We start from the raw sequence: 20,470 nt of genomic DNA, 5'->3' as shown, positions 1-20,470 counted from the left end.
GGAGGGCCTGGTTCTCTCCCCCGGCTTCATCGACATGCACGCGCACAGCGACCTCGCCCTGCTGCGCGGCCCCGACCACAGCGCCAAGGCCGCCCGTCCAGCAGGTACGCCTCCAGGTAGCCGTTGACGCAGCGGTTCGCTCCGCCCGCCACGCCGTGCGTGCCGGCGTCCCGCTCCGTCACCAGCACCGACCCCGACAGGCGTCGGCGCAGTTCCAGGGCGCCCTCGTAGGGGGCGGCGGCGTCCCGCTCGGCCGCCAGGATCAGCGTCGGCGGCAGCTCGCCGGGGCCGGTCCGCACGTCGAGCGGCCGCTGACGCGGCACGGGCCAGTACGCGCACGGCAGGTTCGTCCACGCGTTGTCCCAGGTCTCGAACGGCGCCACGCGCGCGAGCCGCGTGTTGTCCCGGTCCCAGACGCGGAAGTCCGTCGGCCAGGGCGCGTCGTTGCACTCGACGGCCGTGTAGACCGCGCTCGCGTTCTCCGCCTCGGCCGCCGCCTCCCGGGGCGGCGCCGCCTGCTCGATCAGCGGCTTCGGGTTGCCTTTGAGGTACTGCGACAGCGCCTCGGCGCGCAGCGGCCAGAAGTCGTCGTAGTAACCGGCCGTCAGGAACGCGCTCCGCAACTGCCCCGGTCCCACCGTGCCGCCCGCCGGCCGGGTCGCGAGCCGCGTGCTCGCCCGGTCGTAGCTGCGCTGCACCGCGTCGGCCGTCGCGCCCAGCCCGTACACGTCATCGTGCCGGGCCATCCACTCCCGGAAGTCGGCCCAGCGGTCCTCGAACGCGGCCGACTGGGCGAGGTTGTTGCGGTACCAGATCTGCTCGGGGTCCGGGTTCACCGCCGCGTCGAACACCATCCGCCGCACGTGCGAGGGGAACATCGTCGCGTACAGCGCCCCGAAGTAGGTGCCGTACGACGCCCCCACGAACGTCAGCCGCCGCTCGCCCAGCGCGGCGCGCAGGACGTCCAGGTCGCGGGCGTTGTCGAGCGAGGTGTAGTGCCGCAGCGCGCTGCCCGCCCGCCGGGCGCAGCCGCGCGCGTACGCCTTGGCCTCGGCGACGCGCTCCCGCTTGTACGACTCCGAGGGATGCGCGGGCGCCTGCGAGGGCCCCTTGAAGAACGTCCCCGGGTCCTGGCAGGACAGCGGGGCGGAACGGCCCACCCCGCGCGGGGAGTAGCCGACCAGGTCGTAGGCCGCCGCGATGCGCTTCCACTCCGGCATCAGGCCCATCAGCGGGAAGTACCGGCCGTCGCCGCCCGGCCCGCCCGGGTTGAAGACCAGGGCGCCCTGGCGGGGCACCCGGCGCCCGCTGTCGCGCGGGTCCTTGCGCGTGGCCCGCACCCGGCTGACGGTCAGCCGGATCTGCCGGCCGTCGGGACGGGCGTAGTCGAGCGGTACGGACACCGTGCCGCACTGCAGACGGCCCGGCACGTCCTGGCCGTCCGCGCAGGTGCCCCAGCGGATGCCGGCGGCCGCGGCACGGGCGGCGGCGACCGCCGTACCGCGCGCCGCGCCCGGCGTCCCCGGCGAGCCGCCGGCCGGGGCGGCGGCCAGGGCGGTCAGGGCGGTCAGGAGCAAGGATCCGGCGGCCGTGTAGAGGGCAGGAGCTCTCATCGGTGTCATCGGTGTCCCTTCGGTGCGCGGCTGCGACAAAAGGGATGTTTCGTCCGCGTGTCGAGGAAGGCAAGCACCGGCCAGCCGGTGTCGCCGCCAATGCCCCTGTGCGCCCCCGGCGGGTGTCAGTCCCGGCCGGGCTGGTCGCGGTGCGTGAAGGCGGCGCGCAGTTCCGGTTCGCCGACGGCCCGGACGCCGCGCACGGCGACGCAGGTGAGGAACGTACGGTCGTCGGCGCCGGTCGCCCGCCGGGCCAGGGCGCACAGCAGCCGCTGCCCGGCCGGGGCGGCCCAGCGCGAGCACGGATGGACCTCGAACCGGGCGATGACCAGGCAGCTCAGCGTCATCGTCAGCGGCAGCGCGAACCAGAGGGCGACCAGATGGCGGGGCAGGCCCTCCTGAACGGGCGTCAGCAGCGCGGCCACGCACAGGACGGACACGGCCGCCGCGGCGAGGCGCACCCGGTGGACGCCCGCCGCGACGCCGCCCCGTCCGCCGTCGGGCTCGGCAAGCCCGGCGCGGACCAGCCGGTCGGCAAGGCGGCCCACCGCGTCCGACGCGGCGACGGCCGCCCGGACCGGCGCTATGCGGCTCTGCCCCTCCGGGCCGACGGCGCCGATGACCGAGCGTTCCAGGTCGTCCCGCCCGTGGGGGTCGACGACCGTCACCCAGCCGGTGTGGGCGAGCAGCAGCCGCCGCTGACGCGCCATGGCGACCATGGCCACGTCGGCCACCCGGCTCGGCCCGCCGGAGAGGAACGCGGCCTCGTACAGCGTCAGTTCGTGTTCCCGGGTATCCACCGCGGCGTCGGTGTCCACGGCCGCCGCGCGCGCCGCCGCCAGGCACAGCCGCGTGCACGCCGTGCCGGCCACGGCCCAGGCCGACAGGAGGAGAAGAACCCAGAACATGCCGCGTTTCTATGCCAAAGCCCCCGGGCGACGCCATGGTCTGTTCACCATCCGGACGCGGAGTCGTGGATATGTGACGTTCCGCCGGTGGCGACGTGAGGTGACGTAACGTGAGTAGGCGTGCGACGTGAGGTGACGTGACGTGAGTAGGCGTGCGACGTGACGAGGCGTGGCTACGGGCTCGGCGGGGGCGGGCTGGAGGCGGCCGGCGGGAGCGGGTAGTCCGGCGAGGCCGACGGCGTGACCGGTACGGCCGTGACCGGTACGGCGGGGGCGGAGACGGGACCGGGCGGGGCCGGGGACGGGGTGAGCGGCGGGGTGCTGTCCGCGGTCAGGTCACGGGCCAGGGCGTCCCAGTCGACGTACCCCGTGGCCTCCAGGACCTTGATGTGGTCCAGGACCACCGTGTTGGCGTCGTCGGCGAGCGCCCGCACCAGCGAGTTGCGGGTGCCGGCGCGCACCTGGGCGACGAGGGAGAAGACCTTGCCGTGCGCGAGCCGCAGGATGTTGGCGAACTGCCGGTCGAAGTCGGTTCCCTGCGCCGCGTCCAGCGTGGCCAGCCACCCCTGCTGCTGGGCGTTGGGCTCGTCGGGCAGCCGCAGTCCGAGCTTGGCCGCCGCCTCCCGGACCCGCCGGTCGAGGAAGGTGTGCCCCTCGACGAGGTGCCGCCCCGCCGTCCGTACGGCCTCGGTGGTGCCCTTCTGCTGGGCCTGCTGCCCGGCGGGCAGCTCCCACAGGCCGGCGAGGCGGACCTTGGTGACGAACTCGCGGTCGGTACCGGACAGCGGGCCGTACGCCGTCGACATGGTCTGGGCGTTCAGTACGTCGACGCCGGTACCGGACCGGTCGGCGTAGGACCAGATCGGGAAGATCAGCGCCACCAGGGTCGCCGCCAGGCCCGTGATGATGATCCCGGTGCCGCTGACGATGCCTCGGACTCCGACTGTGCCTCTGTTCCTGCCTCTGCCTCTGGCCGACGGCCGCGGTCGCATGGTGCCTCCTGCTTGCCCCACCGCAGCTGGTGCGCTCCGGATGCGGACCGGCATCGTACTGCGGAGGCCGTATCACCTTCCGTACCAGGTCAGATGATCGTCAACGGGGCGAATGGGGGAGGTGGCAGGCTCAGCGGCCCAGCAGCACCCGGCGCGCCGCCCGGGCCATCCGCACGGCCGGCCGCCGGGACCGCGGCGCGGGTCCCGACCGCTCCAGCCACCAACTCCGCAACTCCCGCCGGGCGGGCCCGGCTTCGACACCGCCGGTGAGCAGCAGATGCGCGGCGAAGTCCAGCGCGTCACGCCGGTACCCGCCGGTCATCGGATGGCCGTGGGCGTAGGTGAGGAAGGCGGCACGGTAGCGCTCGCCGAGGATCACGGGCAGTTCGGGCGCGACCTTGCCCACGACGTCCGCCCGCTTCCCGGCCAGCGCCCGCGCCTGCACGTCCAGCCGCATCCGGTCGAACCCCTCCGGCACGGGCGTCCCGGCGACGAGCGCGGACAGCAGAGCGGCCTGCGCCAGCCCGACCCGCTGCCGCGCACCCGGGCCGGCCGTCGCCTCCGTCCCGCTGCCCGGCCGTGCGGCTCCGGTGGTCGCCGTCGCCTCCGTCCCGCTGCCCGGCCGTATGGCTCCGATGGTGGCCGTCGCCTCCGCCCTGCCCTTCTCCACGGCCCCGCGGATCGCCGTCAGCTCCGCCTCCAGCACCGCCGGTTCGGGGAAGTCGTCGTCCCTCTCCAGCAGGACGCCCGGCGGCAATACGCGTGAGGCGAGGTCGGTCAGGATGTCGAGGACCGGCTCCGGCACCGGATGGGCGTGGCTGTCGTGCCAGACGCCGTCCCGTTCGAAGCCGCCCGCGACATGGACGTACGCGATGGCCTCCAGGGGGAGTTCGGCGAGCGCCTCGGCCGGGTTCTCGCCCCGGTTGACGTGGTTGGTGTGCAGGTTGGCCACATCGATCAGCAGCCGGACACCGGTGCGGTCGGCGAGCTCGTACAGGAACTGGCCCTCCGTCATCTCATCGCCGGGCCAGGCGATCAGCGCGGCGATGTTCTCGACGGCGAGCGGCACCGGCAGCGCCTGCTGCGCGATCCGGACGTTCTCGCACAGCACGTCCAGGGCGTCCCGGGTGCGCGGCACGGGCAGCAGGTGCCCGGCCTCCAGCAGCGGGGACGCGGTCAGCGCCCCGCCCGCCCGCACGAACGCGATGTGCTCGGTGACCAGCGGCGACCCCAGCGCCTCGGCCCGCTCCGCGAGCGCGGCCAGCCGGCCCTCGTCGGGGCGGTCGGCACCGCCGAGACCGAGGGAGACGCCGTGCGGGACCACCGTCACCCCGCGGGCCCGCAGCCGCCGCAGCGACTCGGGGAGGTGGCCGGGGCAGACGTTCTCGGCCACGGTCTCGACCCAGTCGATGCCCGGCATGCGCTCCACGGCGTCGGCGATCTCCGGCCGCCATCCGATGCCCGTCCCCAGTCGCCGCATGGTCCCCCTCCTCGGCTTCCTCCCGATCCGCGGGCCGGCTGCCCGGCGCGCGGCGTGACGGGGGTATGGCCCCGGCGACCGGAAACCAACCCCGCACCCGGCACCTTCAGAGCAACATTTGAGGTTGGGACCGGCGCTCGCCGGCCGGGCGGCTCAGCGCAGCGCCGGATGGTCGGCGACCACCGTGCACGAGCCGGGCGCGATCTCCGTGAACCCGGCGTCGCGCACCAACGGCAGCCCGCTCGTGGTCAGTTCGTCCCACCGGCCCGGGTCGGCGGTGCGCACGGCGAGCGGGAACCCCGCGTCACGCCAGGCGGCCCGTTCCTGGTCCGGCAGCTCCCACCAGGCCAGTTGGGCGCCGTGCCCCGCCTGCGCCATCGCCTTCCCGGCGGACATGCCGAGGCCGGGGTTCAGCCACAGCACGGGCCCGGACGGGTCCGCCGCCGCGGGCGGCTCCGGGTCGTCGAGGTCGGTGCCGGACACCTGGAGCCGGGCCAGGTCCTTCGGCCACCCGTCGAGCGGCACCGGCGGGAACACCCGCACCTGCGCCGACTCGCCCGTCACGGTGATCCCGGCCAACGCCTCGGCCCGCCGCCACTCGGCGCCGCGGGCCCGCCGCACCACCTTGCGGATCCGGGCGTCCTGCCAGTCCCGCACCGCCTGCGCCCACTCGCCGTCGCCCACCGAACGCGCGTCGCTCAGCATGACGAGCACGGCGCGGGCGGCCGTCTCCAGCGCGTCGGTGCGCGCGGGCGGGGCCGCCTTCTCGATCCGCACGACCAGGGGCAGCACGAACTGCGGAGCCTCGTCCCGCGCGGTGCGCTCGGCACGGAAGGGGCTCTCGCTCGGGGGCATGGAATCAACGCTCACACCGGCCCACCCTAAATGGGCCGCGCTCACCCCGAGCAGGCGGTGCGCTGCGCCTCCTGCCACTCGCACACCGGACAGAGCGTGATCCCCTTGTACGACCGCGGGTACTCGGTGGGCTCCCGGCACAGCACGCACTCGGCGTAGGGCGGGCCGTCGGCCTTGGGCGGCCTCGCCGCGCTGGTAAGGCAGTAGTCGTCGCTCATGCGTCCAGCGTAGGCCGGTCAGCGCCGGGCGGTGGCGGCCCCGATCAGCTCGGACACCTTCACGAATCGGAAGCCCCTGCGGCGCAGCTCGGGCACGATCGTGCGCACGGCCCGCTCGGTCGCCGGGGCCGCGCTGCGGGTGCAGTGCATGACCACGACCGACCCCGGCCGCACGCCGTCCAGCACCTGCCGGGCGACCGCGTCGGCGTCCGTGGCGAACGCGTCCCCGCTGATCACGTCCCACTGCACGGCGGTGACGCCGGCCGGGCTCAGCGCCTCCAGGGCCCGCTTGTCGTGACACCCGCCGGGGAAGCGGAAGTACGGCATCGGGTGCTCCACCCCGGCCTTGCGGAACGCGGTGTACGCCCGCTCCACGTCCGCGAGCATGCGGTCCGGGGACACGGTCGGCAGGCCGTAGCAGTCGCCGGTGAAGGCGTAGTGGCTGTAGGAGTGGTTGGCGACCTCGAACAGCGGGTCCCGCCCGATGCCGCGCGCCTGGACCGGGTACTGCTCGGCCCACCGCCCCGTCATGAACACGGTCGCCGGCACCTTCAGGGCCCGCAGGGTCGCGATGAGGGCCGGGTTGTCGAAGTGCTCCCCGCGGGCCGCCCGTGCCCCCTGGTCTGCGGTCATGTCGGCGTCGAAGGTGAGCGCCACGGTCCGGTCCGGCGTCCTGGGGCCGTGGCTGAAGACGGGCGTGAGACCGGCCGGGCCGGGGGCGAGGCTGGGCGGCTGCGACTGCGGCTGCGACTGCGGCTGCGCGGGTGCGACGGTGTGCCGCGCGGGGGCCGGGCGGGCGGCCGGGCGGCTGGCCGGGGGCGCCTGGGCCGTGCCGCAGGCGGTGAGGGCGGCGGCGAGCATGCCGAGGACGGCGAGACGCCGTACGGGAACGATCATCGTATGACGATAGGACCGCAGGTGCGGTGGGGTCGGGCACAGGGCCCCCGGTTCGCCCGGCGTCACCCGGCTCGCGTGACCCGGCCACCCGTCCGGCGTCACCCGGCTCCCGTCACCGGCCCGGCCTCACCCGGCTCCCGTCATCCGGCTCCCGTCATCCGGCTCCCGTCACCCGGTCACCCGCCCCGCGTTACCGACCCGGCGTCACCCGCCCGGCGTCACCCGCCCCCGGCCCGCTCACAGTTCCCGCCGCTCCAGCGGCCGGGTCGCCGGGCCCTCGACGACCTTGCCGTCCGTGTCGAAACGGGAGCCGTGGCAGGGGCACTCCCACGCGCGTTCGGCGGAGTTGAAGGACACCAGGCAGCCGAGGTGGGTGCAGCGCGGGGACAGGGCGTGCAGGCGGCCGTCGTCGTCGCGGTAGACCGCGAGACGGTCGCCGTCGACCCGTACGACGGCGCCCTCGCCCGGCGGCAGGACGTCCACCGGCGGTGCGGGCCGCAGCCGGTCGCCGACGAAGTGCAGGGCCACCTCGGCCTGCGTCCTCAGGAACGACGGCGCCTCGCGCACCGCCGTCAGCAGCCGGCGCGGATCGTACAGCCCGCTCCACTCGCACGGCGTACCGGTGATCAGCGCGGTCAGCAGCCGGCCCGCCATGATGCCGCCGCTCATGCCCCAGCCGCCGAAGCCGGTGGCCACGTAGGTGTGCCGGGCGCCCGCGTGCAGCGGGCCGGCCATGGCCACCGTGTCGGTGGGGTCGATGTCCTGGGTGGCCCAGGAGTGGGTGAGGGAGACGTCGGGGAAGTGCTCGGTCGCCCAGGAGGCGAGCCGGTCGAAGCGGGCGGGGGTGTCGCCGGTGCCCGGTGTGAAGTGTTCCCCGGTGACGATGAGCAGGCGCTCCCCGTCGCCGAGCGGCGCCGTGCGCACCGAGCGGGTGCCCTCGTCCGGGGTGATGTACATGCCGTCGGGGTCCTGGCGGGCGGGGAGCGGCCCGGCGACGACCAGTTCGCGGCGCGGGGAGAGCCGGGCGAACAGCAGCGCCCGGTCGAAGACCGGATAGTGCGTGGCGACCACCACGTCCCCGGCGGTCACCGTGGCACCCGTCCCGGTGGACAGCCGGCACGGGGAACCCTCGTCCAGGCCGTGCACGGTGGTGTGCTCGTACACCCGGCCGCCGTGGGCGATCAGGTCGTCGGTGAGGGCCAGCAGGTACTTGCGCGGATGGAACTGCGCCTGGCCGGTCACCCGCACCGCCCCCGCGACCGGGAACGGCAGCCCGGTCTCCGTGGTGAACGACGCCGGCAGCCCGGCCTCCCGGGCGGCCCGCGCCTCCGCCCGCAGCTCGTCCACCCGGCCCTTGTCACGGACGTACGTGTACGCGTCGCGCGTCTCCCACTCGCAGTCGATGCCCAGCTCGTCCACGACCGCGGCGGCGTGCTCGATCGCCTCGCTCTGCGACCGCGCATACAGCCGGGCGCCCTCCGGGCCGCGGGTGCGCCGCAGCCGGTCGTAGACGAGCGTGTGCAGCGCCGTGAGCTTGGCGGTGGTGTGCCCGGTGACGCCCGCCGCCACCCGGTCCGCCTCCAGCACCGCGACGCTCCTGCCCGCCCGCGCCAGCTCCCGGGCCGTGGACAGCCCGGCCATGCCGGCGCCGATCACGGCCACGTCCACGCCGATGTCCTCCCGAAGGGGCGCGTGGGCGCGGCCGGGAGCGGTCTGAAGCCAGTACGAGCCGCTGACCTGCCGGTTGTCGTTCATGGCCGCCGGGTACCCCGCCACCGCAGGTTCAGTGACCGAGCCTGCGGCGCATGTCAGAGACGCCAGTCGCGCGGCCCGGACGCCGCTATCCGCCCCACGGCCCGGTCACCGCGAAGGTTGTGCCGGGCGTGTAGCAGTTGACGTACATCGTCCGGCGGTCCGGGGAGAAGGTGACGCCGGCGAACTCGCCCCACTCGGGGGCCTCGGGCGTGCCGATGTTCTGCCGGCCGCGGGCCACCGGGTACACCTCGCCCTGCCGGGTGACCCCGAAGACGTACTGGGCGCCGTTGCCGTCCTCGCAGACCATCAGACCGCCGCCGGGGGCCAGGCAGATGTTGTCGGGGGACTCGCCCGGCAGCCGCACGTCGGTGTCCGGGCCGAAGACGATCACCAGGGTCAGCCGGCGCGCCGCGGGGTCGTAGCGCCAGATCTGCCCGTAGTGGTCGGCGGCCGAGCCGTCGGTGCTGCGCGCGAACGACGACACGAAGTACACGCACCGCCCGCCCCAGTAGCAGCCCTCCAGCTTCTGCGCGTGCGTGACGCCCCGCGGGCCGAAGTCCTGCAGCCGGACGGGGGTCTGAGCGGCCAGCGGGTCCGGTACGTCGACCCACTCGACGCCGTCGAAGGATGCGCCCGTCTCCTGGACGGGGGAGAGGTCGGGCACGCCGGGCACGCGCATCGCCTGAAGCCGGCCGCCCGCGCGCAGCGAGCCGGCCCCGCCGAGGGGCCGGTGCGGCAGAAAGCGGTAGAAGAGGCCGAAGGGCTCGAGGAAGGCGTCCTCGGTCTCGTACACGATGCCGTTGCGCGGGTCGATCGCGACCGCCTCGTGCTGGAAGCGGCCCAGCGCGGTCAGCGGCACGGCGCCGGTGCGGTGCGGGTCGGCCGGATCGACCTCGAAGACGAAGCCGTGGTCCTTGGTGTAGCCGTTGGCGCCCGCCCTGTCCTCGGTCTCCTCGCAGGTCAGCCAGGTGCCCCAGGGAGTGGGACCGCCGGCGCAGTTGACGGCGGTGCCGGCGACGGCGACGCGCTCGTCGAGCACCCTGCCGTGGGCGTCCAGCGTCAGTGCCGTGCAGCCGCCCTTGCCCGCCGGGTCGTAGGTGAGGCCCTCGACGGCCGGCACGGGGTGGGCCGCGGTGGGGCGGTTCTCGTGGTTGCGGACCAGGTGGACGCGCCCGTGTCCGCCCGGCAGGGCGGTCATGCCGTCGTGGTGGGAGGGGACGGCGCCCTCACCGGACCGGAGCGGCTCGCCCTCACGGGAGAGCACCCGGTAGCTGAATCCCTTCGGCAGGTCGAGCAGGCCGTTCGGGTCGGGGACGAGGGGGCCGTGGCCGGCGTGGCCGAGGCCCTGGGCGGCGGCGGTGCCGGCGAACAGTTCCGAGAGGGCCCCGGAAAAGGCGATGCCCGCACCTAAGGCACCGGTGCGGGCGAGGATCTGACGTCGTGTCGCGGACATGCGGCAGCAACCTTCCTGCTGGCGGACAGGAACTGTGACCCCGCTGTGTCTATCACCCGGCGCGCGGCCCGGGAACCACGCGCGGCGCACGTGTCACGGCTCGAGCGGGCGCTGCTCCCGGGCCTTCTCCAGGAACCGCAGCAGCTCCACCGGGAAGGGGAGGACGAGCGTGGAGTTCTTCTCGGCGGCCACCGCGACCACCGTCTGCAGCAGCCGCAGCTGGAGCGCGGCGGGCTGCTCGGACATCTGCTTGGCGGCCTCGGCCAGCTTCTTGGACGCCTGCAGTTCCGCGTCCGCGTTGATGATCCGCGCCCGGCGCTCCCGGTCGGCCTCGGCCTGGCGGGCCATGGAGCGCTTCATCGTGTCCGGCAGCGACACGTCCTTGATCTCCACCCGGTCGATCTGCACGCCCCAGCCGACGGCCGGGCTGTCGATCATCAGCTCCAGTCCCTGGTTGAGCTTCTCCCGGTTGGACAGCAGGTCGTCCAGCTCGCTCTTGCCGATGATGGACCTGAGCGAGGTCTGCGCCATCTGGGAGACGGCGAACTTGTAGTCCTCGACGTTGATCAGCGCCGCCGCCGCGTCGACGACCTTGAAGTAGACGACCGCGTCGACGCGTACGGTCACGTTGTCCCGGGTGATGCCCTCCTGGGCCGGGATCGGCAGCGTGACGATCTGCATGTTGACTTTGTTCAGCCGGTCGACGAACGGGACGATCAGCGTGAAACCGGGCGGCCGTGCGGCGCCGGCCAGCCGCCCGAGCCGGAACACCACCCCGCGCTCGTACTGCTTGACGACCCGCGCCGCCGCGGCGAGGTAGACGAGACCGGCGGAACCCACCACGGCAACCGCCGTCACCAGCTCTGGGAGCATGACGACCTCCTCCGTCAGAGGTCTCGTACGTCTGCTCCTGCCACCATAGGCCCGTGTCCGCCCCGGGGCCACGGACGGCCCCGCACCGGGCCTTGGGCCGACGGCGGTGCGGGCAGCGCTCCCGGGATGGCCGGGCCCCAGTGGGTCCCGGCCGGGGCCTTGCCGTTCCGCTAGCGGGTCTCGGCCAGGGCCTTGCCGTCCCGGGCCAGCGCGGTGAGCCGGGAGATCGCCCGGAAGTACTTCTTGCGGTAGCCGCCGTTCAGCATCTCCTCGCTGAACAGCCGGTCGAAGGGCAGCCCCGAGGCCACGACGGGGACCTCGCGGTCGTAGAGCCGGTCGGCCAGCACGACGAGCCGCAGCGCCGTCGACTGGTCGGGCACGGGCCGCACGTCGGTGAGGCAGACCGCCTTCAGGCCGTCGGTCAGGGCGCCGTACCGGCTGGGGTGGACCTTGGCGAGGTGGTCCAGCAGGTGCGGGAAGTCGTCCAGCGAGGCGCCCTCGGTGGCGTACGCCGTCTTCGTCACCTGCTCCTCGGAGTACGGCTCCGGCGCCTCGGGCAGCCCGCGGTGGCGGTAGTCCTCGCCGTCGATGCGCAGGGTGCGGAAGTGGGCGGACAGGCCCTGGATCTCGCGCAGGAAGTCGGCCGCCGCGAACCGGCCCTCGCCGAGCTTGCCCGGCAGGGTGTTCGAGGTGGCGGCGAGGGCGACGCCCGCGTCGACGAGCTTGCCGAGCAGCGTCGAGACCAGGACGGTGTCGCCCGGGTCGTCCAGCTCGAACTCGTCGATGCACAGCAGGCGGTGGCCGGACAGCGTCTGCACCGTCTGCTGGAAGCCGAGCGCCCCGACCAGGTTCGTCAGTTCCACGAACGTGCCGAACGCCTTCAGGGCGGGCTCGGCCGGGGTGGCGTGCCAGAGGGAGGCGAGCAGGTGGGTCTTGCCCACGCCGTAGCCGCCGTCGAGGTAGACGCCCCGGGGTCCGGCCGGGGACTTGGGGGCCTTGGCCCGGCCGAGGCCGAAGAACCCGCGCCTGCCGCCGCCGAGCGCGTGCGCCCCGCCGAGCCCGCCCGCGAAGCCCTCGAGGACGCGGACGGCCTCGGTCTGGCTGGGCTGGTCCGGGTCCGGGAGGTAGGTGGCGAAGCGGACCGCGTCGAAACGCGGCGGCGGCACCATCTCGGCGACCAGCCGGTCGGCGGGGACGTGCGGCTCGCGGGCGCACAGGGACAGCGGAGCCGTTTCGGCCATGGGGCTCAGACCAGGGGCGGCAGGGAAGGAGGACACGATTACCCATGCTAAGGGCCGTGCCACACTGCACGGCATGCGACGCCTGTTCCCTGTGACCGACCAGACAGTGGCGCGAGCCCCCGGCGAGAAGGGCGCGGCCGACGGCGCCGGTGTCCCGGGCGACCCGGGCGAGCGCGAGTGGAACCTCGACCACGAGTGGACCCTCGACCGCGAGTGGACCCTCGACCGCGAGTGGAGCCTCGACGAACTCGCCGGCGCCTACGCGTATCCCGAGCCGACGGCCGGCGGACGGCGGGTGCCCTGGCTGCGCGCCAACATGGTGTCCACGCTCGACGGGGCCGCTCAGCACGACGGCCGCTCGCAGCCCATCTCCTGCGCGGCCGACATGCGGATCTTCGGCACGCTGCGGGCGCTGGCGGACGTGGTGGTGGTCGGCGCGGAAACGGTACGCCGGGAGGGCTACCGCCCGGCTCGCGCGCGTGCGGAGTTCGCCCGGCGGCGCGAGGCGGCCGGGCAGCGACCGGTGCCTGCGATCGCGGTGGTCAGCGCGAGCCTGGACCTCGACTTCTCGCTCCCGCTGTTCACCTCGCCCCTGGTGCCCACCCTGGTCCTCACCGGAGCCGCGGCCGACCCCGACCGCCGGACCGCCGCCGAGCGGGCGGGCGCCCAGGTGGTGATCGCCGGCGACGGCGTCGGCGTGGATCCCGTCCGGGCCGTCGCCGCCCTCGGCGAACTCGGCCACACCCGGCTGCTGACCGAGGGCGGGCCGCGGCTGCTGGGCCAGATGGTGGCTTCCGGCGTGCTCGACGAGCTGTGCCTGACGGTGTCCCCGATGCTCACCGCCGGCGACGCGCAGCGCATCGCGGGCGGGCCGTCGGTCGCGGTGCCGCGACGGTTCTCGCTGGTGTCCCTGCTGGAGGAGGAGGGGTTCCTCTTCAGCCGTTACGCGCGCACGTGACAATCGTTGCGTGCCGCCCGCGGGCCGCGGCGGACGGGGGGCTATCGTTCCGGCCGGCTCCGGGCGGGCACACTGAAGATCGCAGCCCCGTCGGATTCGCGGGGCAGGATGGTTTCCGCAGAAGGGGCGCCCGGTGTTCACAAGCGTACTGATGATCGAGAAAGCACTGACGTCCGCGGACGTGGAGTTCGTGACCTCGCTGCACGGGGACGAGCCGGTCTCCTTCCACGTGCTGCTCCAGCCCCGCGGCGACCAGGCGGACCGCCTGCTGCGGGCCATCGACGACGTCGCCCTCGGTGAGCTCGACGAGGCGGCCCGGGAGGGCGAGACCCCCGAGGGCGAGGAGGCGAAGGGGTTCGGTGAGCGCGCGCTGGAGGTGTCGCTCCAGGCGCTGCACGCGGCCGGGTGCGAGGCGGAGGGCAGACTCGTCGAGGACCACCCGCTGGACGCGCTGAAGTCCCTGGTCGAGGAGATCGGCGCCGACGAGGTGATCGTGCTGACCGACCCCCACTACGTGGAGGAGTTCTTCCATCGCGACTGGGCGTCGCGGGCCCGCCACAAGGTGGGGGTGCCGGTGCTGAAGCTGTTCTCGCACAGCAAGGCGTAGCCCCTGCGGGGTGCGCGGGGTGCGCGGGGTGCGCGGGGTGCACGGGGTGCACGGGGTGCACGGGGTGCACGGGAGCCGGTCGCGGGGTCGCCCGCGGCCCGGGCGCCCGCGGCCCGGGCGCGAGTGGCGCGGGCGCGAGTGGCGCGGGGGACGCCGCTCTCCCCGGCCTGACGCGTCCGCCCGTGACTCGGACGTGAGCCGTCCGCGGGACGCGTCCGCCCATAGTCGTGGCGGGGCTGTCCGCGGCCGTGGCCGTGCTGTTTCAGGTGTGGCGTGGCTGTCCCTGACACGGGCGTGAGTGGCGCGATGATGCGCTCTTCCCGGCGGTGCGTGGGCGCCAGCGGCACGGGCGTGAGCCGTCTGCGGGGCGCGTCCGCACAGGCGTGGCGCGGTTGCCTGCGGCCGTGGCCGTGTTGTTCCGGGCGTGGCGCGGCTGTCCGTGGCCCAGGCGTGAGCCGTCCGTGGCCCAGGCGTGAGCCGTCCATGGGGCGTGCCCGCACAGGCGGGCACGCCGCTCGCGGCCCCGGCGCGAGCGTGCGCGGGGCGAACCCGCGCAGGCGTGGCGCCGTTGCCCGTGGTACCGGTGTGAGCGGGCCGCGGGGCGGGTCCGTGCCGGCGTCGTCGGCGCGGGGGCGGGCGTCCGCGTCCGGCGGCCGGGCCGGCAGCGCTTAGGCTGGGGCCGTTCACGCCTCGCATCCGGATCTTGGGGAGACAACGCATGGCACCCGGCCTTCCTACCGCCATGGACCGACCGCACTTCATCGGCATCGGCGGCGCCGGGATGTCGGGCATCGCCAAGATCCTCGCGCAGCGCGGGGCGAAGGTCGCGGGCAGCGACGCGAAGGAGTCCGCGACCGCCGAGGCGCTGCGCGCGCTGGGCGCGACCGTGCACATCGGGCACGCCGCCGAGCACCTCGCCGACGACGCGAGCTGCGTCGTGGTCTCCTCGGCGATCCGCGAGGACAACCCCGAGCTGGTCCGCGCCGCCGAACTCGGCATCCCGGTGGTGCACCGCTCCGACGCGCTGGCCGCCCTGATGGAGGGCCGGCGCGCGATCGCCGTCGCCGGCACCCACGGCAAGACCACCACCACGTCGATGCTGGCGGTGTCCCTGACCGAGCTGGGCCTGAACCCGTCGTACGCGATCGGCGGTGACCTGGACGCGCCCGGCTCCAACGCCCTGCACGGCGACGGCGACATCTTCGTCGCCGAGGCGGACGAATCGGACCGCAGCTTCCACAAGTACGCCCCCGAGGTCGCGATCGTCCTCAACGTGGAGCTCGACCACCACGCCAACTACGCCTCCATGGACGAGATCTACGAGTCCTTCGAGACCTTCGCCGGCCGTATCGTCCCCGGCGGCACGCTGGTGATCTCCGCCGACCACGAGGGCGCGCGGGAACTGACGCGGCGGCTGGCCGGCTCGGTGCGCACGGTGACGTACGGGGAGGCGGAGGACGCCGACGTGCGCGTCCTGTCCGTCGTCGCCCAGGGTCTCAAGAGCGAGGTCACCGTCCTGCTGGACGGCCGGGAACTCACCTTCGCCGTCTCCGTCCCCGGCCGCCACTACGCCCACAACGCCGTCGCCGCGCTCGCCGCGGGCGCCGCCCTCGGCATCCCTGCCGACGGGCTGGCCCCCGCTCTGGCCGCGTACACCGGCGTCAAGCGCCGCCTGCAGCTCAAGGGCGAGGCGGCCGGCGTGCAGGTCGTCGACTCCTACGCCCATCACCCGACGGAGATGACGGCCGACCTGGAGGCCATGCGCGCCGCCGCCGACGGCGCCCGCATCCTCGTGGTCTTCCAGCCGCACCTGTTCTCCCGGACGCAGGAGCTCGGCACGGAGATGGGCCGCGCCCTCACCCTCGCCGACGCCTCCGTCGTCCTCGACATCTACCCCGCCCGCGAGGACCCGCTGCCCGGGGTGACCAGCGAGCTGATCATCGAGGCGGCGCGGGCCGCGGGCGCGGACGTGACCGCGGTCCACGACAAGGACGAGGTGCCGTCGGTGATCGCGGGAATGGTGAAGCCCGGCGATCTCGTTCTGACCATGGGCGCGGGCGACGTCACCGACCTCGGCCCGCGCATCCTGGACCGACTTTCACAGTGAGGGGCTGAGGCTCATGTCGTACGACGTCGAGAAGCCGGACGAGCAGTGGCGAGCGGAGCTGACGCCGGCCGAGTACGCGGTGCTGCGCCAGGCCGGCACCGAGCCCGCCTTCGTCGGGGAGTACACCGACACCAAGGTGAAGGGCGTCTACTCCTGCCGCGCCTGCGGGGCCGAACTGTTCACGTCGGACACCAAGTTCGAGTCCCACTGCGGCTGGCCGTCGTTCTACGACCCCAAGGACAGCGACGCGGTGGAGCTCGTCGAGGACCGCTCGCACGGGATGGTGCGCACCGAGGTACGGTGCGCCCGCTGCGGCTCCCACCTCGGGCACGTCTTCGAGGGCGAGGGGTACCCGACCCCGACGGACCAGCGCTACTGCATCAACAGCATCTCGCTGCGCCTGACACCGGCCGAGGACTGACCACCGGAGCGGGACGGCCACCTGGCGGGATCACCGCCAGGTGATCGACGCGATCGCCTACGAGTTCCAGGCAGGACGGGACGTGTCAGGTGCCAGGGCGAGCATGCCACGCGTTCTGGAGCGCCGGCTGCACGTCTTCCCCGAGAACGAGGTGTGTTGTCCTGCCCGGCAGGGTGGGCAGCTCAGCCCAGTGAGTCACCGTGTCATCGTCGGCAAGACCGTAGGGCAGGCGGACGTATCCGTCGGAGTCGACGAAGCAGTTCCTGTGTTCCGTTCCGTCCTCACTGAAGTGCCGAGTCGTGAAACACATCGGCCTCACCAGCCAGAACGCCTCCTCCGACGCGTTCTCGGACTCAGCGCCGCCGGCTGGGTACCGGCCCGTGATCGCCGCTGCCACCGGTACACCGTCGCGCGGCAGTTCCTCACGTGCGTCGACCCAGGTCACCTGGGTGTCCAGATTCGCCATCCCTCTCCTCGGTCAAGCGCTCGGATGCCTGTTCTCTGCCGGTGCGCCCGCACATCGGCAAGACCGTTGTACCGATCTCCGCACCCGGTAGGACCGCCCGGCGCTTGCGCAGGTTGAGTGAGCCGGGACGAACACGGACCGAGCACTCCCGACCGGCCGCTGTGTCCGGGCAGATCCACCGCACCGAAAGGCATCGCCTCCTGCTCGCCGTGGTCGCCGGCGGCCGGCACATCCGCGGCGTTCCGGAGCGCGCAGAGCGCCTGCCGGACTGACGGGCGCACCCCGCGGCCCTCGTGTCGGGGAACGGGACGTTACCGAGATGGCGCCCGCGTGAACTTCGTCCGTACGTTCGCGGCAGGGCTGGCGACCGGCCACCCACCCTCGTAACCCTGGCTCCCTGTCAACTTCACAGCGGCACGGGAACGGGGGATCCGGTGATGAACGGGACCTTCGACTTCGACAGATGGGTCGCGGTCGTCAGTATCGCGCTCCCCTTGGGCGCGTTCCTGTGGGAGTTCACCGTCGTCGGCCGCAAACGGCTCGGCTACCGGGTGCAGATGGACACCCTGGCCACCGACGCCTCCCAGTCCCCGTACGCGGGCGTGCTGCGGGACATGCGGCAGGACGGCCATCTGCTGAAGGACCCTTCCTTCGTCCTGCTGCGCATCGAGAACGCCGGCTCCGCGCCCATCGGGGAGAGCGACTACCTGACCCCGGACAGCGACCCCTGCGGTATCCGGGTGACGTTCCAGGACCGTCAGGTGGCCAGCCTCGTCGTCACCGAGCTCAGCCAGGACGACCTGCACGACTCCTTCCTGCGCGACGGCGAGGCCGTGCCCGGCTTCGGCTACGACAACCATGTCGCCCAGCGCACCGGCGTCATCCGCCTGCCGAAGGTGAAGCTCCCGCAGCGCGCCGAGTACAAGGTGCTGGTGGTCCTGGAGCGCTGGCCCGGCGACACCGGCAGCGAACCCTTCCCGGAACCCGTCTTCCGCGGCGCGGTCGGCCGCCGGCGGCGCTGGTTCGACCCGCTGGCCCGCTTCTTCCGCTTCAAGACCGTCCGCACCGAGAGCCATGTCTTCGCCTCCCGCCCGGCCTGGGTCGGCATCACCCTGCTCGCCCTCGCGGTGCTCGCCCAGAGCATCACCCTGATCGTCCCCGACGACCGTGCCCCGCTGGACTGCGTCGGCGGCACCCTCCACCTGCACGGCTCCAGCGCCTTCGGCCCCGCCGTACGGGAGGCCGCAGCCCGCTACGAGGAGGCCTGCAAGGGCAAGGGCGTCAGCATCCCCGTCGCGGACGGCACCTTCGGCGGCAGCGGCCAGGGCGTCACCGAACTGGAGGCCGCCGGACGGGACGCGGGCGTCGAGGTCGGCGAGGGCCTCGGCGACCACATCACCTTCACCGACGGCACCATCAGCGGCCACCCCCGGCTGCTGAACCGGGCGATCGCCTACTCGGCGTACACCCTGGTCGTCAACAAGGACGCCGGCGTGGAGAACCTCACCACCCCGCAGATCCGCGACCTGTTCGCCGGGAAGGTCACCAACTGGTCCCAGCTGAACGGCAACCACGTCCCCGTCCACCTCGTCAACCGCTCCCTCGGCTCCGGCACCCGCAACGCCCTCGCCGACCGCGTCCTGGGCGGCAAGGAACCGTTGCAGGGCACGGTCCGCGACTGCGCCGAGCTGCCCGCCGACGGCTACGGCCGCTGCGAGACCGGCGACACCCGGAGCCTGCTGGACGCCGTCGCGCGCGAACCCGGCGGCCTCGGCTACAGCGAACTGCGCGGCGCCGACAACGCCCGCAAGACCGAGAGCTCCCTGATCAAGGTGCGCATCGACAACGAGGCGGCCTCCCTCGACAGCGTCGAGCACGGCAAGTACCCCTACTGGCAGACCGAGTTCGCCTACACCTACGGCGAGCCGCCCGCCGGCTCCCTCGCCGCGGCCTTCCTCACCTACCTCACCGAACAGGGCGGCCGGGACGTCCTGCGCGCCTACGGCAGCCGCCTGTGCGCCGAGGTGGAGAACCCGCTCGTGTGCGAACCCACCTGACACGCCCGCACGTCGCCGCTGCCACCGATCCGACCGCGCGATGTACCCGGATCAGGCCATCACCGGCAGCCTCGCGATGCCCGCCGTACACACGGCGATCGCAGCCACGAGGACTATGCCGTGTACGGGCTCGTCACTCGGCAGATCGAAGAGCTCAGGGCGTGGGCGGAGGACCTGGGGGCACGGATCCACGACGAGAACGTCCGATACGAGCCCGTAGACTCCTCTAAACGGGATGAATTGCATCTGATGCAACACTCCTCGCGACGCTGACACGGCCGTTTGTGCTGGCTGCGTGCACGGTGTCGCATCAGCGGCCGGAGGGCCTCCGGCCGCTGACCTGCACCCTAGCAGGCAAACTCAACAATGATGCATCTGATACAACAGGGCTGTGGTTACTCGGGCCCCTGGATCGGCACGCCTTGTGCTGGCCCGCAACGTCATACACATCGACCCGGCTCCGGCCGTCTTCGATGCGATGAAGGAGGGCTGGGCCCGGCAGCAGTCGGCCCGGTTCCTGAAGTCGTCGACGATCGATCCGCGGCTGCGCATGATCGAGCGGCTGAAGGAGTTCACCGGCCAATACCCCTGGCAGTGGACGCCCGCCGAGGGCGAGGCCTTCATCGCTCACCTGCGAAGCGGGAAGAATCCGATCCAGCTGTCGACGGCCCGTACGTACGAGGTGACGATTGAGCTGTTCGTGGAGTATCTGCTCGACACCCGCTACGGCTGGATCGACGCCTGCCTGGAGAGGTTCGGCGAAGTTCCACAGCAGGTCTTCCACGAGGGCAACTCGGTCCTGCACACGGTCGAGTACGAAGGGGATCCGCGACGGCGCCCGCTGGACTACGACGAGGTCCAGGCCCTCTTCGACGCCGCCGACGCCCGGCCGGCCAAGGTTCGGGGCCAGGGCCGCAAGGGCGCCCTGACCGCTCTCCGGGACGCCGCGGTCCTCAAGACCATCTACGCCTACGGCACCCGTCGGACTGAGTCGTCCAAGGTCGATCTGGTCGACCTGCGACGCAGTCGCAAGGCTCCGCAATTCCGCCGCTACGGCACCATGATGGTCCGCTTCGGCAAAGCCTCGAAGGGGGCACCGCCCAAGCGCCGCACGGTGCTGATGGTTCCGGAGATGGACTGGGCGGTCGACGTCCTGGACGAGTGGGTGACCGAGATCCGCCCGCACTTCTCACCTGGTCGTCACCCCGCGCTCTGGGTGACCGAACGGGTCGGGCGGCTGTCGCCGCGTTCGATCAACGAGGCCTTCGTGACGGCCCGCGAGGACGCCGGCCTCGACGAGGACCTCGACCTGCACTGCCTTCGGCACAGCTACATCACGCATCTGACCGAGTTCGGCTATCCCGCCCGGTTCGTCCAGGAACAGGTCGGTCACTCTCATGCGTCAACGACGGCCATTTACATGGGGGTCTCGAACGAGTACCGCAACGCGCTGCTGGAAGCATCGATGAAGAACTGAGCTGACCCCGGATTCGTGGAGTCCCTGAAGCCAGGCTTATGATCCTGGCCCGAAGGAGAACCACGAGCAGTGCCAGCACCACGCAAATACCC

18 protein-coding genes are annotated in these 20,470 nt (G+C 73.1%); 6 read left to right on the top strand and 12 right to left on the bottom strand.

Annotated features, from left to right (window positions below):
* Positions 1–26: 26 nt before the first annotated feature.
* From AB0G63_RS37220 to zapE, 11 genes are all read right to left on the bottom strand, one after another.
* A complete protein-coding gene (locus AB0G63_RS37220; RefSeq protein ID WP_360759701.1) occupies positions 27–1,613 on the bottom strand; it encodes an alpha/beta hydrolase in 1,587 nt (528 codons plus the stop codon).
* Between the two features lie 125 nt (positions 1,614–1,738).
* Positions 1,739–2,521, bottom strand: a complete 783-nt coding sequence (locus AB0G63_RS37215; protein ID WP_360759696.1) for a TIGR04222 domain-containing membrane protein — start codon at positions 2,519–2,521, stop codon at positions 1,739–1,741.
* Positions 2,522–2,694: 173 nt separating this feature from the next.
* Positions 2,695–3,513 carry a DUF4142 domain-containing protein gene (locus AB0G63_RS37210; protein WP_360759693.1) on the bottom strand — a complete coding sequence of 273 codons (819 nt, stop codon included), beginning with the start codon at positions 3,511–3,513 and terminating at the stop codon, positions 2,695–2,697.
* A 130-nt stretch (positions 3,514–3,643) separates the two neighbouring features.
* Positions 3,644–4,993, bottom strand: a complete 1,350-nt coding sequence (locus tag AB0G63_RS37205) for a DUF692 domain-containing protein (protein WP_360759691.1) — start codon at positions 4,991–4,993, stop codon at positions 3,644–3,646.
* A gap of 153 nt (positions 4,994–5,146) precedes the next feature.
* Positions 5,147–5,848 carry an aminoacyl-tRNA hydrolase gene (locus AB0G63_RS37200; protein WP_360759688.1) on the bottom strand — a complete coding sequence of 234 codons (702 nt, stop codon included), beginning with the start codon at positions 5,846–5,848 and terminating at the stop codon, positions 5,147–5,149.
* Positions 5,849–5,889: 41 nt separating this feature from the next.
* Complete coding sequence (locus tag AB0G63_RS37195) at positions 5,890–6,066, bottom strand: hypothetical protein (RefSeq protein WP_360759685.1); 177 nt, start codon at positions 6,064–6,066, stop codon at positions 5,890–5,892.
* Positions 6,067–6,084: 18 nt separating this feature from the next.
* Positions 6,085–6,963: a polysaccharide deacetylase family protein gene (locus tag AB0G63_RS37190; RefSeq protein ID WP_360759682.1), complete on the bottom strand. Its 879-nt coding sequence runs from the start codon at positions 6,961–6,963 to the stop codon at positions 6,085–6,087.
* Positions 6,964–7,200: 237 nt separating this feature from the next.
* Positions 7,201–8,718: an FAD-dependent oxidoreductase gene (locus AB0G63_RS37185; protein WP_360759679.1), complete on the bottom strand. Its 1,518-nt coding sequence runs from the start codon at positions 8,716–8,718 to the stop codon at positions 7,201–7,203.
* 85 nt (positions 8,719–8,803) lie between these two features.
* A complete protein-coding gene (locus tag AB0G63_RS37180) occupies positions 8,804–10,171 on the bottom strand; it encodes an alkaline phosphatase PhoX (RefSeq protein WP_360759677.1) in 1,368 nt (455 codons plus the stop codon).
* A 93-nt stretch (positions 10,172–10,264) separates the two neighbouring features.
* Positions 10,265–11,044: a slipin family protein gene (locus tag AB0G63_RS37175; protein ID WP_360759675.1), complete on the bottom strand. Its 780-nt coding sequence runs from the start codon at positions 11,042–11,044 to the stop codon at positions 10,265–10,267.
* Between the two features lie 170 nt (positions 11,045–11,214).
* Positions 11,215–12,321 (bottom strand): cell division protein ZapE, encoded by a 1,107-nt coding sequence (zapE, locus tag AB0G63_RS37170; protein ID WP_360759672.1) that lies wholly within the window; start codon positions 12,319–12,321, stop codon positions 11,215–11,217.
* 37 nt (positions 12,322–12,358) lie between these two features.
* On the opposite strand from zapE, the gene AB0G63_RS37165 reads away from it, so the two are divergent.
* The 4 genes from AB0G63_RS37165 (at position 12,359) to msrB (ending at position 16,378) form a co-directional block, all read left to right on the top strand.
* Complete coding sequence (locus AB0G63_RS37165; RefSeq protein WP_360759669.1) at positions 12,359–13,243, top strand: pyrimidine reductase family protein; 885 nt, start codon at positions 12,359–12,361, stop codon at positions 13,241–13,243.
* 133 nt (positions 13,244–13,376) lie between these two features.
* Positions 13,377–13,850, top strand: coding sequence for an indole-3-glycerol phosphate synthase (locus AB0G63_RS37160; RefSeq protein ID WP_324786702.1), 474 nt, complete (start codon positions 13,377–13,379; stop codon positions 13,848–13,850).
* Between the two features lie 718 nt (positions 13,851–14,568).
* The gene (gene murC / locus AB0G63_RS37155) at positions 14,569–15,957 is read left to right on the top strand and encodes a UDP-N-acetylmuramate--L-alanine ligase (RefSeq protein WP_360759666.1); all 1,389 of its coding nucleotides are present in this window, start codon (positions 14,569–14,571) and stop codon (positions 15,955–15,957) included.
* A gap of 13 nt (positions 15,958–15,970) precedes the next feature.
* Positions 15,971–16,378, top strand: coding sequence for a peptide-methionine (R)-S-oxide reductase MsrB (msrB, locus tag AB0G63_RS37150; RefSeq protein WP_360759664.1), 408 nt, complete (start codon positions 15,971–15,973; stop codon positions 16,376–16,378).
* An 85-nt stretch (positions 16,379–16,463) separates the two neighbouring features.
* Here the strand turns inward: msrB and AB0G63_RS37145 are convergent, their stop codons facing one another.
* The gene (locus tag AB0G63_RS37145) at positions 16,464–16,844 is read right to left on the bottom strand and encodes an AQJ64_40280 family protein (RefSeq protein WP_360759661.1); all 381 of its coding nucleotides are present in this window, start codon (positions 16,842–16,844) and stop codon (positions 16,464–16,466) included.
* Between the two features lie 437 nt (positions 16,845–17,281).
* Here AB0G63_RS37145 and AB0G63_RS37140 point away from each other — a divergent pair, with 437 nt between their 5' ends.
* Both AB0G63_RS37140 and AB0G63_RS37135 read left to right on the top strand, forming a co-directional pair.
* Entirely contained in the window at positions 17,282–18,901 is a 1,620-nt protein-coding gene (locus tag AB0G63_RS37140) for a substrate-binding domain-containing protein (RefSeq protein WP_360759658.1), read from the top strand.
* Between the two features lie 478 nt (positions 18,902–19,379).
* Positions 19,380–20,378: a tyrosine-type recombinase/integrase gene (locus AB0G63_RS37135; RefSeq protein ID WP_360759698.1), complete on the top strand. Its 999-nt coding sequence runs from the start codon at positions 19,380–19,382 to the stop codon at positions 20,376–20,378.
* The last annotated feature ends 92 nt before the right edge of the window (positions 20,379–20,470 follow it).

Origin of the sequence: Streptomyces sp. NPDC020996, from assembly GCF_040641355.1 — a bacterium.
In the GTDB taxonomy this organism is placed as follows: Bacteria; Actinomycetota; Actinomycetes; order Streptomycetales; family Streptomycetaceae; genus Streptomyces.
This window is presented reverse-complemented; position numbering and strand designations above follow the sequence as displayed.

What these genes read in the sequence shown, in the direction of transcription:
- AB0G63_RS37145 (WP_360759661.1), bottom strand. Translation starts at nt 16,844, where the DNA reads ATGGCGAATCTGGACACCCAGGTGACCTGGGTCGACGCACGTGAGGAA.
- AB0G63_RS37195 (WP_360759685.1), bottom strand. Translation starts at nt 6,066, where the DNA reads ATGAGCGACGACTACTGCCTTACCAGCGCGGCGAGGCCGCCCAAGGCC.
- AB0G63_RS37135 (WP_360759698.1), top strand. Translation starts at nt 19,380, where the DNA reads ATGAAGGAGGGCTGGGCCCGGCAGCAGTCGGCCCGGTTCCTGAAGTCG.
- AB0G63_RS37220 (WP_360759701.1), bottom strand. Translation starts at nt 1,613, where the DNA reads ATGAGAGCTCCTGCCCTCTACACGGCCGCCGGATCCTTGCTCCTGACC.
- msrB (WP_360759664.1), top strand. Translation starts at nt 15,971, where the DNA reads ATGTCGTACGACGTCGAGAAGCCGGACGAGCAGTGGCGAGCGGAGCTG.
- AB0G63_RS37175 (WP_360759675.1), bottom strand. Translation starts at nt 11,044, where the DNA reads ATGCTCCCAGAGCTGGTGACGGCGGTTGCCGTGGTGGGTTCCGCCGGT.
- AB0G63_RS37185 (WP_360759679.1), bottom strand. Translation starts at nt 8,718, where the DNA reads ATGAACGACAACCGGCAGGTCAGCGGCTCGTACTGGCTTCAGACCGCT.
- AB0G63_RS37140 (WP_360759658.1), top strand. Translation starts at nt 17,282, where the DNA reads ATGAACGGGACCTTCGACTTCGACAGATGGGTCGCGGTCGTCAGTATC.
- murC (WP_360759666.1), top strand. Translation starts at nt 14,569, where the DNA reads ATGGCACCCGGCCTTCCTACCGCCATGGACCGACCGCACTTCATCGGC.
- AB0G63_RS37165 (WP_360759669.1), top strand. Translation starts at nt 12,359, where the DNA reads ATGCGACGCCTGTTCCCTGTGACCGACCAGACAGTGGCGCGAGCCCCC.
- AB0G63_RS37205 (WP_360759691.1), bottom strand. Translation starts at nt 4,993, where the DNA reads ATGCGGCGACTGGGGACGGGCATCGGATGGCGGCCGGAGATCGCCGAC.
- AB0G63_RS37210 (WP_360759693.1), bottom strand. Translation starts at nt 3,513, where the DNA reads ATGCGACCGCGGCCGTCGGCCAGAGGCAGAGGCAGGAACAGAGGCACA.
- AB0G63_RS37215 (WP_360759696.1), bottom strand. Translation starts at nt 2,521, where the DNA reads ATGTTCTGGGTTCTTCTCCTCCTGTCGGCCTGGGCCGTGGCCGGCACG.
- AB0G63_RS37200 (WP_360759688.1), bottom strand. Translation starts at nt 5,848, where the DNA reads ATGCCCCCGAGCGAGAGCCCCTTCCGTGCCGAGCGCACCGCGCGGGAC.
- AB0G63_RS37180 (WP_360759677.1), bottom strand. Translation starts at nt 10,171, where the DNA reads ATGTCCGCGACACGACGTCAGATCCTCGCCCGCACCGGTGCCTTAGGT.
- AB0G63_RS37190 (WP_360759682.1), bottom strand. Translation starts at nt 6,963, where the DNA reads ATGATCGTTCCCGTACGGCGTCTCGCCGTCCTCGGCATGCTCGCCGCC.